12 protein-coding genes are annotated in these 13,065 nt (G+C 31.7%); 7 read left to right on the top strand and 5 right to left on the bottom strand.

The genetic code is table 11. The features are described 5' to 3' along the window. The first annotated feature begins 44 nt into the window (after positions 1 to 44). A complete protein-coding gene (locus B4A23_RS03550) occupies positions 45 to 344 on the top strand; it encodes a DUF3861 domain-containing protein (protein WP_180906757.1) in 300 nt (99 codons plus the stop codon). Between the two features lie 6 nt (positions 345 to 350). Next, positions 351 to 1,415: an NAD(P)H-dependent flavin oxidoreductase gene (locus B4A23_RS03545; protein ID WP_291116927.1), complete on the top strand. Its 1,065-nt coding sequence runs from the start codon at positions 351 to 353 to the stop codon at positions 1,413 to 1,415. On the opposite strand, the gene B4A23_RS03540 is transcribed toward B4A23_RS03545, so the two are convergent. Continuing rightward, the gene (locus B4A23_RS03540; RefSeq protein WP_180906759.1) at positions 1,416 to 1,988 is read right to left on the bottom strand and encodes a TMEM175 family protein; all 573 of its coding nucleotides are present in this window, start codon (positions 1,986 to 1,988) and stop codon (positions 1,416 to 1,418) included. 138 nt (positions 1,989 to 2,126) lie between these two features. Here B4A23_RS03540 and B4A23_RS03535 point away from each other — a divergent pair, with 138 nt between their 5' ends. Then, positions 2,127 to 2,678: a DUF1697 domain-containing protein gene (locus tag B4A23_RS03535; RefSeq protein ID WP_291116924.1), complete on the top strand. Its 552-nt coding sequence runs from the start codon at positions 2,127 to 2,129 to the stop codon at positions 2,676 to 2,678. Positions 2,679 to 2,754: 76 nt separating this feature from the next. Here B4A23_RS03535 and B4A23_RS03530 read toward each other — a convergent pair whose 3' ends face one another. Both B4A23_RS03530 and B4A23_RS03525 read right to left on the bottom strand, forming a co-directional pair. Next, positions 2,755 to 3,315 (bottom strand): TlpA family protein disulfide reductase, encoded by a 561-nt coding sequence (locus B4A23_RS03530; protein ID WP_115000255.1) that lies wholly within the window; start codon positions 3,313 to 3,315, stop codon positions 2,755 to 2,757. Positions 3,316 to 3,384: 69 nt separating this feature from the next. Continuing rightward, positions 3,385 to 3,978, bottom strand: a complete 594-nt coding sequence (locus B4A23_RS03525; RefSeq protein ID WP_291116921.1) for a thioredoxin family protein — start codon at positions 3,976 to 3,978, stop codon at positions 3,385 to 3,387. 111 nt (positions 3,979 to 4,089) lie between these two features. Here B4A23_RS03525 and recG point away from each other — a divergent pair, with 111 nt between their 5' ends. The 4 genes from recG to B4A23_RS03505 all read left to right on the top strand — a co-directional run bounded on the left by recG (position 4,090) and on the right by B4A23_RS03505 (position 8,882). Next, positions 4,090 to 6,195, top strand: a complete 2,106-nt coding sequence (gene recG / locus B4A23_RS03520) for an ATP-dependent DNA helicase RecG (protein ID WP_291116918.1) — start codon at positions 4,090 to 4,092, stop codon at positions 6,193 to 6,195. Positions 6,196 to 6,374: 179 nt separating this feature from the next. After that, positions 6,375 to 6,539: a hypothetical protein gene (locus B4A23_RS03515; RefSeq protein ID WP_181816300.1), complete on the top strand. Its 165-nt coding sequence runs from the start codon at positions 6,375 to 6,377 to the stop codon at positions 6,537 to 6,539. 239 nt (positions 6,540 to 6,778) lie between these two features. Further along, positions 6,779 to 8,302 (top strand): catalase, encoded by a 1,524-nt coding sequence (locus B4A23_RS03510; RefSeq protein WP_291116916.1) that lies wholly within the window; start codon positions 6,779 to 6,781, stop codon positions 8,300 to 8,302. 61 nt (positions 8,303 to 8,363) lie between these two features. Continuing rightward, positions 8,364 to 8,882, top strand: coding sequence for an ankyrin repeat domain-containing protein (locus tag B4A23_RS03505; protein ID WP_286512832.1), 519 nt, complete (start codon positions 8,364 to 8,366; stop codon positions 8,880 to 8,882). Positions 8,883 to 8,940: 58 nt separating this feature from the next. Here B4A23_RS03505 and B4A23_RS03500 read toward each other — a convergent pair whose 3' ends face one another. Continuing rightward, positions 8,941 to 10,812: an Nramp family divalent metal transporter gene (locus B4A23_RS03500; protein WP_291116911.1), complete on the bottom strand. Its 1,872-nt coding sequence runs from the start codon at positions 10,810 to 10,812 to the stop codon at positions 8,941 to 8,943. Between the two features lie 95 nt (positions 10,813 to 10,907). Next, positions 10,908 to 12,815 (bottom strand): AMP-binding protein, encoded by a 1,908-nt coding sequence (locus B4A23_RS03495; protein WP_291116908.1) that lies wholly within the window; start codon positions 12,813 to 12,815, stop codon positions 10,908 to 10,910. Between the last annotated feature and the right edge of the window lie 250 nt (positions 12,816 to 13,065).

Here is a 13,065-nt window from a genome sequence, read left to right as displayed (position 1 = left end):
ATTTTTGATAATTCTAATCTGTTACTTTTGGAAAAATTAGATTTATGACGAAGAAAGGAAATCACTACAAATTAACATTAGAACAGACCGAATTATTAGACAAAGATGCGCCATTACAAGCTCCAATTGTTTTAGATTTTATGAATCATGATGAGATTTTTAAGATTATTGAAATGATAAAATCTAAAAATCCGTTCGAAAATGAAAATCAATCAGTGGAATTTGCAATAGGTTTGAAGTTATTTTTGGAAGTGGTAATGAAGAATAAAAACAATCCAATTTTTGAGGATTTAATTCCTGCGATTAAAGCTTTTATGCCTAAATTGAAAGAAAATTTAAAGTAAAAAAAGATGATTTGGCGAAATGAACTAACAGCATTATTTGACGTAAAATATCCGATTATTCAAGCACCAATGTTTGGAGTAACGACATCAGAAATGGTTGCTGCAGCAAGTAATTGTAACTGTTTAGGTTCTTTGCCAATTGCCGATTTGGATGTAGAAAATTCGTTGAAGCGAATCTATCAAACCAAAAAATTAACGAATAAACCTTTTGCTGTTAATATTTTTGCAAACGATATTCCTGAAATCACACCAGAATTAAAGCAAAGGTATAACGCAATAAAAAATAAGTTAATTGAGCTTTCGCATCAACAAAACTTTGAAGTTGTTTTTCCTGAAATTGAAGCTGTAAAACCAAATGGTTATAAGGAGCAAATAGACGTAATTTTACAAGAAAAATGTAAAATTTTGAGCTTTACTTTTGGTAATTTGGATGATGATTCTATTAATCGTCTTAAAGAACATAACGTAACATTAATAGGGACTTGTACAACGCTGGATGAAGCGATACAATTGGAAAAATCAAATATTGATGTGATTTGTGTACAAGGAATTGAAGCTGGTGGACATCGTGGAACTTTCAATCCAGATATTTTGTCTCAAATTGGTGGCTTTTCATTGTTTTCGCAAGTAAAAGATGTTGTGAAAAAGCCGTTGATTTTTGCTGGTGGAATTTATGATGCGAAAACACTTTTGGCGGCTAAACAGCTGGGTGCATACGCTTTTCAGATTGGTAGTTTGTTTTTGTGTTCCAATGAAAGTGCTTTAAAATCGTTCGAAAAAGAGCGATTAAAAAATGTGAAAGAAAATGAAATTATCTTGACAAAAAGTTTTTCTGGAAGATATGCACGAGGAATTGAGAATGAATTTATTCGTTTGTTTGAAAATTCTGAGTTTGTTTTACCTTATCCTTATCAAAATAAATTAACAAATGCGTTGAGAAACGCTTCTAAATCAAAAAAAAATACAGCGTTTACAAATTTATGGTTAGGACAATCTTTTAAAAATTTTGAAGAAGATTCTACATCAAATCTTCTTCAAAAATTAATTGATTCTGTAGAGGATTATCAATAATTATCGCATCGATTTTTCAATTCTTCTATCTGGAATCAGCCATAATAAAGCGATTAAAGCATAAATAATAATACCAATTTCGGGTTTTATAAATGAAATTCCGATTCCAACTAAATAACCAATACTAGAGGTCTTTTCTTTTAAACTTCTACTCAGAGATTTTCCAATAACAGATTCCTTTCCTTCTTGTTTTATAGCAATTTTTTCAATAATCATAAATGCTACACTACTCATAAATAGGACAAATCCATAAAAAGCAACAGGAAAAGTTGAGTCGTAATTTTCGCCCATCCAACCAGTCGAAACAGGTAGCAAAGACAACCAAAAAAGTAGATGTAAATTACTCCATAAAATTCCGCCGTTTACTTTTTCAATTGCCTGAAAAAGATGATGATGATTGTTCCAATAAATTCCAACATAAATAAAACTGAACAAATAATTCAGAAATTTTGGGATATAAGGTTTCAAACTCATGATATCATCTCCAAGCGGAACTTTCAAATCCAAAACCATAATGGTAATAATAATAGCAAGAACGCCGTCGCTAAAAGCTTCTAATCTGTTTGTAGTCATAGGTTTTATTAGTTTTTATTATTCAGAATGATGCTAATTTATCAAAATTATTGTAACAATTAGGGATTTGTTTTAAAATTTCTATTATATTTATTTTCATAATTTTAAACAAAGTTTCTCGTAAATAGAGATAGTTTTATGAATACTTTTATTGCAATCCTGAGAGGTATAAATGTAAGTGGTAAAAAAATCATTAAAATGGATGTTTTGACCAAACTTTTAGAGGAACTTAGACTGGAAAATGTGACGACTTACGTGCAAAGTGGAAATGCTGTTTTTTCGACAAATTTGACTGATATCAAAGAAATTGGTGATTTAATTCACGATAAAATTGTAGAAAGTCTATCTTTTGAAGTTCCAGTTTTGATTCTTACCATCGAAAAATTAAAAAATATCATCGAAAATAATCCTTTCTTAAAAGATTTGAGCATTGATAAAGAGTTTTTACATTATACGTTTTTGGCAAATAAACTAGAGGAAATAAATACTGAAAAAGTTGAAAGTTCGAAAACTGAAGATGAACAATATTTTATTGCTGATGATGTCGTTTATTTATATTGTCCTTCTGGTTATGGAAAAACAAAATTGACCAACAATTTTTTCGAAAAATTATTAAATGTAAGTGCTACAACCCGTAATCAAAATACAACAACTGCTTTATTGCAATTGGCTTTGATGAGAGAAAATTAGAAAGAGAGTTAAATACAGACATAAAAAAACCGTTATTAAATGACTAATAACGGCTTTTTTATGTTTTTGAATGAAATTATTCAGCGATTAATTTATCTAATAAATCATTAATTTCTTTATCGTTCCAATCTCTTGTTTTTGTTTCTTTCAATACAACTTCACCTTTCTTATTTAAAATGTATGTTGTTGGAAAAACCTTTGGCAACATATTATTAGAAATTGGACTATTTGGCTCATAAACAGGCATTGTATAATTATTTTTTTGCAAAAATGGATTGAAAACTGTTGGTTTATCCTGAATTGCAATCAATACAAATTTTACTTTTTGTCCTTTTGCTTCATACAATTTCTGAATTGTTGGCATTTCTGCTACACAAGGAGGACACCAGCTTCCCCAAAAATTTAGAAAAACAACTTCACCACTTTTCTTGAAATCAATCAAGTTTGTATTCGCAGCGCCGTTATGACCGATTAAATCAATATCATAATCACTTTCTGTTAATTCTATATCAGAACCAGCAACGTGGCTATTATCTTCCATTTTACTTTTAAAAAATGTACCGATTGGTGTAAACATAATAGCGACTAAAGCGACAACTACAACGATGGCAAAAATAATTTGCTTATTTCCTTTCATTTTCTTTTTCAATAAAATCTTACACAAAGATGCGAACAAATAACAAGTTGAACAAATTGAAAAAAATGATTAATTACCGATGTTTTCGTCAATCAAATCTAAAATTTCATTTACAATATCTTCACCTTTATTATTGTTGTAATATTTTTGTAAATCTTCGTGAAAATCATCTGCCGAATACGTATCAGGATTACTTTTGAAACGCGCCAACATTTCCATTCCAGCCTGTGGACGAGGACCAAAACGGAAAGCTTCTTCATTTTCTTCATTCACTCCAATAATAATTGGAATAGAAGCTGCACCATTTGTTTTGTATTTTTCCATCAACTCCATGTTTTCATCACGTAAAACATAATGCGTCGAAATTTGAAGTGCATTTGCTAATTTCTCCACAACAGGTAAAATTTGAGATGCATCTCCACACCAACCTTCTGTAATTATTAATAATTTTAAATTATTTGAAGTTGATTTAACGCGTGTTTCTTGCGCAGGATTTAATTTGAATGTCTTAAAAATTCTGTTCATGCGTTGCAATCCCAAAGCATAATATTGTACATATTCTTTCGGATCATCGTTTTCGATTTCGTTTTCCAAATCATCTTCAACTCGTGTGATGTAATCTTCGTATGATAAACCTTTGTTGATGTATTCTGTTAAATTCATTTGATTCTAATTTGTTACAAATATAAAGCAATTCTACGAGCTTATTTTGTAACAATGATGACATTGTTTGTCGTTAAAATTTGGTAAATTGCGACTTTCGAAAGTAGAAAAATGTATCTAAATCCATTAAAAAAAACAATAGAATATTTAAAAGGTGCTGGGCCTGAGCGTGCTAAAACACTGCAAAGTGAATTCAGAATTTTTAGATATGAAGATTTGATACAACATTTTCCTTTTCGTTATGTTGATAAATCGAAATTCTATAAAATTTCTGAAATTTCTTCAACGGCTGCCGAAATTCAATTGAAAGGTAAAATTGTTAGTTTAGAAGAAATTAACCAAGGAAAAGTAAAACGTTTGGTTGGGAAATTTCAAGATGGAACTGGAACTTTAGAATTGGTTTGGTTCAAAGTTTCTTCTTGGCAAAAGGAGAAATTGAGAAATGACCTTTTCAAAGAAGTTGTTATTTACGGAAAGCCGAATGTATTCAATAATAATTTCAGTATCACACATCCTGAAATTGAATTAATTGAAGATGCGAAAAATATTCCGCTTGGATTATTTCCCGTTTATCCGAGTACCGAAAAGTTGACAAAAAAAGGAATTACAAATCGTGTTCTTCAAAAAATGATGATGAATCTTTTTGCTGAAAATATCGATATTCCTGAGAATTTACCATTAAATGTTCTTGATCATTATAAATTAGTTGGAAGAAATGAAGCGTTGAAAGCAATTCATTTTCCAAAAGATGTAACAGAATTAAATGCAGCAATTCGTCGTCTAAAATTTGAAGAGTTTTTCTTCCTAAATCTTGCTAATCTCTCTCAAAAAGCAGTCAATAAACAAAAGAATAGAAGTAATCCTTTTCCAGAAATTGGTCATTATTTCAATACATTTTATAATGAATATTTACCTTTTGAATTGACAAATGCACAAAAAAGAGTGATAAAAGAAATTCGTTTTGATCTTCGTCAACCTGCACAAATGAATCGTTTGTTGCAAGGTGATGTTGGTTCTGGAAAAACGATGGTTGCGTTGTTAACGATGTTGATTGGAGTCGACAATGGTTTTCAGGCGGCTTTAATTGCGCCAACCGAAATTCTTGCGCAACAACATTACGAAAGCATTACAGAATTGCTGAATGGTTTGGATGTTTCAGTTGAATTATTAACTGGTTCCGTGACAAAGAAAAAACGTCAACCTATTTTAGAAAACCTTGAAAATGGGAACCTTAAAATCATTATCGGGACGCATGCATTGTTAGAAGATAATGTGATTTTTCAGAATTTGGGATTAGCTATTATTGATGAACAACATCGCTTTGGAGTCGCTCAACGTGCTAAATTTTGGAGAAAAGCTAAACTTCCGCCACATATTTTAGTGATGACAGCCACACCAATTCCACGTACACTTTCGATGACAATGTATGGCGATTTGGATGTTTCGGTGATCGATGAATTGCCAAAAGGACGAAAACCAATTAAAACGCTTCATAAAACGGATGCACATCGTTTGAGTGTTTTCAAATTTATGAAAGATGAAATTGCGAAAGGTCGTCAAATTTATGTGGTTTATCCATTAATTGAAGAATCAGCAAAGTTAGAATTGAAAGATTTGATGGATGGTTACGAAAGTATTTCTCGTGCTTTTCCGTTGCCAGAATATGGAATAAGTATTGTGCATGGTCGTCAAAAACCTGCGGATAAAGAATTTGAAATGAATCGTTTTAAAAATAATGAAACGCAAATTTTGGTGGCAACAACTGTGATAGAAGTTGGTGTAAATGTGCCAAATGCTTCTGTTATGATTATTGAAAATTCTGAACGTTTTGGACTTTCTCAATTGCATCAACTTCGTGGTCGTGTAGGTCGTGGTGCGGAACAATCGTATTGTATTTTGATGACAGGTGGAAAATTGAACGAAGTTTCGAAACGTCGTATACAAACGATGTGTCAAACAAATGATGGTTTTCAGGTAGCTGAAGTTGATTTAGAATTGCGTGGTCCTGGAGATATGATGGGAACGCAACAAAGTGGTGTTTTAAATCTTAAGATTGCTGATTTAGCGAAAGACAAAGAGGTTTTGTATGCAGCAAGAAAATGTGTTGAAGCTATTCTTTCACAAGATCCGACACTTTCTTCTCCGATTTATGAGCCAACAAAAAAATATTTTATTGAAAATCATAAAGATAAAGTTGGTTGGAGTCAAATTTCTTAAAATTTAACATTAAGGAAACGATTTGTATAATTTTTTGGTATAATTTATGTTTGTTTAAAAACAAATACAAAACACTGAATTTTATTAGAAACTTTTAATTTTATCAGTTGTGTTAAATAAAATTAATATTAAAAATTATTTTTAACACAACATTAGCGTCAACCAAAAAATTATAGATTATGATGTACACAAATTTAGAACTTATCAGAACTCCACAAGGAGTAGAGGTTGAAGGAAATTCACTATGGATGTTCAATCAGCATTTGAATTTAATGGTATTAATCGCTAATGAATCGATAAAAATTAAACCTTCTATGTCTTTTCAACGATTTAGAAAAAATTAAATAATATCTCTCAAAACCGCTTGTTTAGCGGTTTTTTTATTTCTAAACTTCTTCATCATTTTTATTTATTCATTTATTGCGAAATAATATATCGTCTTATTCTTCCTTGTAAATAATTGAATTGTAATTATTATAAAAATTAATTATATCTAATAGATTTTATAGATTTGATTTATAGTTGTATCCGATTTAGTTTTGCTCTGTCTTAAAATGATAAATAAAAGAATAAAACTATAATTATGATCAAAAGAAGTTTAGTATTAAGTTTAGCATTTCTTTCTACGATTGGATTTGCGCAACAATTAACAACAAACACAGGTGCTCCAGTTGGAGATAATCAAAATTCTAAAACAATCGGAAGCAATGGACAAGTTTTGTTGGAAGACATTCATTTAATTGAAAAATTAGCAGCGTTTGATCGCGAACGTATTCCAGAACGTGTTGTTCATGCGCGTGGAGCTGGAGCTTTCGGAGAATTTGTAGCTGATAAAGATTTTTCTGATGTAACGATGGCTGATTTCTTGTCAACAGCTGGTAAAAAAACACCATTATTTGTGCGTTTCTCTACTGTAACACATCAACAAGGTTCGCCAGAAACTTATCGTGATCCACGTGGATTTGCAGTGAAATTTTACACAGAACAAGGAAATTACGATTTAGTTGGAAACAATTTGCCTGTTTTCTTTATTCGCGATGCGATCAAATTTCCTGATATGGTGCATGCTTTTAAGCCATCTCCTGTAACAAATGGCGCATCTGATCCAAATCGTGTATTTGATTTCTTCTCTAATTTGCCAGAATCTACGCATATGTTAACGTGGTTGTTTTCAGATTACGGAATTCCAGCAAATTTTCGTCAAATGGAAGGAAATGGCGTACATGCTTACAAATGGGTTAATGCAAAAGGTGAAGTAACTTATGTGAAATACAAATGGGTTCCTCAACAAGAAACGAAAAACTTAACGCAAGAAGAAGCAGATAAAATTCAATCGACTGCAATAGAACATGCAACATTAGATTTACGTAATGAAATTGAGAAAGGAAATTTTCCGAAATGGGATTTATATGTTCAATTATTGAAACGAGAAGATTTTGATAAATTAGATTTCAATCCTGTTGATGTAACGAAAATTTGGCCAGAATCTGTTGCAAAATTAGTTAAAGTTGGAACAATGACATTGAATGAGAATCCAACGAATTATTTTCAACAAGTTGAGCAAGCAGCATTCGCTCCAGCTACTTTGGTTTCAGGAATTGAAGCTTCTGAAGATAAATTGTTACAAGGTCGTTTGTTCTCTTATTTTGATACACAGCGTCACCGTTTAACGGGTAATTTTCAACAAATTCCTGTAAATGCTCCAAAAAACAATGTAAAAACATACAATCAAGATGGTTATATGTCGATCCGAGAGCAAAAAGGTGATGTAAATTATCAACCTTCAACTAATCTTCCTGAGGTTGTAGATAATGCAAAATTCAAGTATTCAAAATCTGTTTTTCCTGCGGGAGCAACAACAACTCAGCACGTCGTTGATAAAGAAAATAACTTTGTGCAAGCTGGAGATTTGTACAAATCATTCTCTAAAAAAGATCAAGATAATTTAATCAAAAATTTATCCGGAGCTTTGAATGCGGTTAAAAATAAAGTAATTGTTCATAAAATGATTGCACATTTTTACCAAGCAAATACAGAATACGGAACACGTTTGATGAAGGCTACAAATACTTCTATGAACGATGTAAAGCAATATTTACCAAAATAATTTCTATTGGATTGGAGTCGATTGAGTTCGACTCCATGACTTTCATAAAATCAATATTATCATGAAAAAGTATATATTTTTAGCCTTATTTCTATTCAGTTTTTCTTCAATTTATGCACAAGATTTGTTTAGTGCGGCGAGAGAAAATAATGTGAAGCAAATAGAAGAATTAATTTCGAATGGGAAGCATGTAGATGAAGCAAATCAACGCGGATTCACACCTTTAATTTTAGCGATTTATAACAATAGTTCAGACGTTGCGAAAGTATTATTATCAAAAGGGGCAAATCCTAATGCGCAAGATTTATCTGGAAATAATGCGTTGATGGGCGCAGCTTTTAGAGGATTTCTTGAAATGGCAAATTTACTAATTGCGAATAAAGCTGATGTCAATCAAGTGAATTTCAATGGAGCTTCTGCTTTGATTTTTGCAGTAACATTTGGTCAAAATGAAATTGCTAAGAAATTAATTGAAGCTGGTGCAGATTTAAACATTAAAGATAATAATGGTAAAACTGCTTTAGATCATGCTATTTTACAAGAAAATAAAGAAATGATCGAGTTATTATTGATCAAATAATTTTTATATTTTTAATCTAATCAAAAAGCCATTCAGAATTTTTCTGAATGGCTTTTTATTATTTCGCAATAAACACCGGAATATTAACGCGATGTCTTAATTTATTAATCGTTTCTCCAAAAATAAAATCCATAAAACCTCGGTGTCCGTGCGAACCAACAATCAACAAATCTGCTTGATTTCGTTTACAAATTTCAGCAATCGAATTGATTCGATTATTGTAACCTAGTTCGATTTTAGTTTCATTAAAGAGAGGACGAATGATTTCTGCATATTGTTCCAAACGTTTCAAATCTAATAAAGATTCTTCATCATTCGTACGCTCTCCCGTATATTTCGCAGAAGCACTTTCAACAATATGAACCAAAATAATGGCAGATTCAGCAGTAGCTAATTGCGTCGCATAATTGATAACTTTTCGATCCGTTTTCGAAAAATCTAACGCAACCACAATCTTTTTGAAATGTTGATTCGAGATTTCTTCCAATGTAAACTTCTCAAACGGTTCGTGAATTTCTTTTTGATTTTCTTCATTTTTCTTCAACATAATTGGAATAAAAAATGTCAGCAACAATAATACTAAAAGTCCGATTTCTAATGCTACAAGAAAAATGTTTAAAGTATAAGATTCACTATTTGCCATCCATTTATTCACCTCTTCATACACTAATTGCGCATTCAGAAATGAAATAATAAAAGCGATTGTCCATGCAAAAAATTTGGTTGTTGTATTGATTGCAAAATTCCCCATTTTCGCTTTATCACTCACAAAATGAATCAATGGAATTACTGCAAAAGCCAATTGCATACTTAGAATAACTTGACTGAAAATCAATAAAGATCCAACTTCTTTTTCGCCAAAAATAAGAATAACCACAACAGCTGGAACAACGGCTAATAATCGAGTTAAAATTCTTCTCAAAACAGGATTAATACGCAAATGTAAATATCCTTCCATCACAATTTGTCCTGCTAAAGTTCCTGTAACTGTTGAACTTTGTCCAGCTAAAATTAGAGCAACTGCAAATAATTTTGGAGCCAAATCTGTTCCTAAAGTTGTACCTAATAATCTATAAGCATCACTCAGTTCAGCAACATCGTGATAGCCGTTTTTATGGAATACGGATGAAGCTAAAATTAAGATTGCAGCATTGACAAAAAAGGCTAAATTTAGAGCAATTGCACTATCCCAAAAGTTATATTTGAGTGCTTTTTTGATTGAAAAATCATCGCGTTTTATTTGCCGCGTTTGGACGAGCGCAGAATGTAAATAAAGATTATGAGGCATTACAGTTGCACCGATAATCCCAATACTAATGTACAATGCAGCGCTATTTGGAATAGATGGAATAAATCCTTTTGCAACTTCTCCAAAATCTGGTTTTGCTAAAAACATTTCCGTCAAAAAACATAAACCAATCATCGTGATTAAGCCAACAATGAAAAGTTCCATTTTGCGCATACCTAATTTTTGAAGATAAAGTAGAAGGAAAGTGTCTAAGAAACTGATTAAAATACCATAAATTAAATCAATTCCAAAAAGTAAATTTAGACCAATTGCCATACCTAAAATCTCTGCTAAATCACAGGCTGCAATGGCTATTTCGGCTAAAATATACAGAACAAGATTCATTCCTTTCGGATAAGTTTCTCGGTTACATTGCGCCAAATCTTTTCGTCGAACAATTCCTAAACGTGTACACAAACTTTGTAATAACAAAGCCATAATGTTACTCATCAACAAAACCCAAATCAAAGTATAACCAAATTGACTACCGCCAGCTAAATCGGTTGCCCAGTTCCCCGGATCCATGTAACCAACGCTTATTAAGTAGGCTGGTCCAAAAAAACTTAGGATTTTTCTAAACTTTCCTTTTTTGATTTGAACACTTTCGTGCACATCTTCTAATGATTTTGATTGATTTGGCATTGAATGATATTTCTAATTCAAATTTATGTAAAAATGAACAAAAAAAGCAGTAATCCGAAGAATACTGCTTTTGAAATAATGAATGAATAAATGGATTATATTGACGAAACTGTAAAGGCTACGCCAACATTTCTTCTTGAAAATTCGTGAATTAATTCATCTAAAACTGTAGGATCATCGATTGTAGATGGAATTGTGAATGGTGTTCCGTCTGCAATTTGAGATAAAGTTTTTCGTAATATTTTTCCGCTTCGCGTTTTTGGTAATCGGCTAACTATTATAGATGTTTTGAAACAAGCAATTCCGCCAATTTCTTTGCGTAATAAAGCAATCAAATCTTTTTCGATTTCTTCTTCCGATTTCGATGCGTTTTCTTTTGTAACAATCAATCCGATTGGAATTTGGCCTTTCAATTCATCTTTAATTCCCACAACCGCACATTCAGTAATATCAGGATGAGAAGAAACTAATTCTTCCATTGTTGCAGTACTTAATCGATGACCAGCAACATTAATAATATCATCCGTTCGACCTGTAATAAATACAAAACCATTTTCGTCTTTAAAACCTCCATCACCAGTCAAATAATGATTTGGAAATTGTTGAAAATAACCTTTTATAAATCGGTGTTCATTTCGCCATAAACTTGTCATACAACCTGGAGGAAGTGGAAGTTGAATAACAATAGAACCTTCTTCTCGCGTATCATTTTCTTGACCTTCGTCGTCAACAATTTTAATATTATAGCCAAAAACAGGCAATCCAGCTGCACCAGGTTCAGGCATTATATTTTCGACTCCAGCACAAATTCCTAACATTGGCCAACCGCTTTCTGTTTGCCACCAATGATCGATAACTGGTAATTTTGAAATTTCTTTTAACCAATAATAAGTAGATGTATCACAACGTTCTCCTGCTAAGAATAAACGTTTCAGACTTGATGTATCATATTTTTGGAATAATTTTCCTTCTGGATCTTCTTTTCGAATTGCTCTAATTGCTGTTGGAGCTGTAAAAATATTTTTGATTTTATGTTCTTCAACCATTCTCCAAAAAGCGCCTGCATCAGGAGTTTTGATTGGTTTTCCTTCGTAAATAACTGTTGTAACACCATAAATTAACGGCGCATAAACGATATAAGAATGCCCAACAACCCAACCAATATCACTTGCTGTAAGAATTGTATCACCTGGTTCTAAATCGTAAAAATATTTCATCGTCGAATTTAGAGCAGTTGCATAGCCTCCCGTATCGCGTACGACACCTTTTGGCGTAGAAGTTGTTCCAGAAGTATACAAAATATATAATGGATGCGGACTCGGAACTTCAATAGGTTCTACAGGTTGATGTTGATACATTTCATCATAGGTATGAACGATATCTGCTGATAAATCATCGGTGTGATTTGGTCGCTCAAAAATGATAATGTTTTTTGGCTTGTAAAGTGTTAATTCAATTGCTTCATCAATCAATGGTTTATAATTAATTTGACGATTAATTTCTACACCATAAGATGCAGAAATAATTACATCAGGTTGAGCATCATCAATACGAATAGCTAATTCTGGAGCAGCAAAACCTCCAAAAACAACAGAATGTATTACACCAATTCTCGCACAAGCAAGCATAGCAACAATTGCTTCTGGAATCATTGGCATATAAATAATCGCTGTATCACCTTTTGATAATCCTAATGATGCAAGACCTCCAGCAAAACGACTCACTTTTTCTAAAAGCTGATTGTATGTAATTTTTTGAACAACTTGTGTAACAGGAGAATCGTAAATTAAAGCAAATTGTTCTCCACGTCCAGCTTTTATATTTTCCTCCAAAGCCAAACGACTCATGTTTATTTTTCCGTCAACAAACCACGAATAATATCCGTTTTCATTTTGTTTTAAGATTTGTTCAGGGTAAGTTGACCATGCTAATTTCTGCGCTTCTTCTTTCCAAAAAAGTTCAGGTTCTTCAATACTTTTTGAGTATAAAGTTTTGTAATCCATTTATGTGTGTGTTGTGTTTTATTTGTTTTGTTAAGTTAGAAAAATGTTTAGAATTAATAATAAAGTTTAAAATATTTGTTTTAGGACAGTTAATTATTTATGAACTATACAATAAAAAGCAGTATTTAATTGTAAATTGACAAAATCAGATTGTATTAATCAATTTTTATTGTTAAATTAATAGTGTAAAAAGTACGTTACAAATTAGATTGATTAAAAATAAAGACTTAAAATACGCGATAAAATCAGT

The organism is Empedobacter sp. UBA7248 (assembly GCF_002472945.1).
GTDB classification, from domain to species: domain Bacteria; phylum Bacteroidota; class Bacteroidia; order Flavobacteriales; family Weeksellaceae; genus Empedobacter; species Empedobacter falsenii_C.
This window is presented reverse-complemented; position numbering and strand designations above follow the sequence as displayed.

Bases quoted from the DNA above. Each gene is read 5' to 3' on its own strand.
- B4A23_RS03540 (WP_180906759.1), bottom strand. From the start codon at position 1,988: ATGACTACAAACAGATTAGAAGCTTTTAGCGACGGCGTTCTTGCTATT.
- B4A23_RS03545 (WP_291116927.1), top strand. From the start codon at position 351: ATGATTTGGCGAAATGAACTAACAGCATTATTTGACGTAAAATATCCG.
- B4A23_RS03500 (WP_291116911.1), bottom strand. From the start codon at position 10,812: ATGCCAAATCAATCAAAATCATTAGAAGATGTGCACGAAAGTGTTCAA.
- B4A23_RS03525 (WP_291116921.1), bottom strand. From the start codon at position 3,978: ATGAATTTAACAGAATACATCAACAAAGGTTTATCATACGAAGATTAC.
- B4A23_RS03535 (WP_291116924.1), top strand. From the start codon at position 2,127: ATGAATACTTTTATTGCAATCCTGAGAGGTATAAATGTAAGTGGTAAA.
- B4A23_RS03550 (WP_180906757.1), top strand. From the start codon at position 45: ATGACGAAGAAAGGAAATCACTACAAATTAACATTAGAACAGACCGAA.
- B4A23_RS03515 (WP_181816300.1), top strand. From the start codon at position 6,375: ATGATGTACACAAATTTAGAACTTATCAGAACTCCACAAGGAGTAGAG.
- B4A23_RS03505 (WP_286512832.1), top strand. From the start codon at position 8,364: ATGAAAAAGTATATATTTTTAGCCTTATTTCTATTCAGTTTTTCTTCA.
- B4A23_RS03495 (WP_291116908.1), bottom strand. From the start codon at position 12,815: ATGGATTACAAAACTTTATACTCAAAAAGTATTGAAGAACCTGAACTT.
- B4A23_RS03530 (WP_115000255.1), bottom strand. From the start codon at position 3,315: ATGAAAGGAAATAAGCAAATTATTTTTGCCATCGTTGTAGTTGTCGCT.
- recG (WP_291116918.1), top strand. From the start codon at position 4,090: ATGTATCTAAATCCATTAAAAAAAACAATAGAATATTTAAAAGGTGCT.
- B4A23_RS03510 (WP_291116916.1), top strand. From the start codon at position 6,779: ATGATCAAAAGAAGTTTAGTATTAAGTTTAGCATTTCTTTCTACGATT.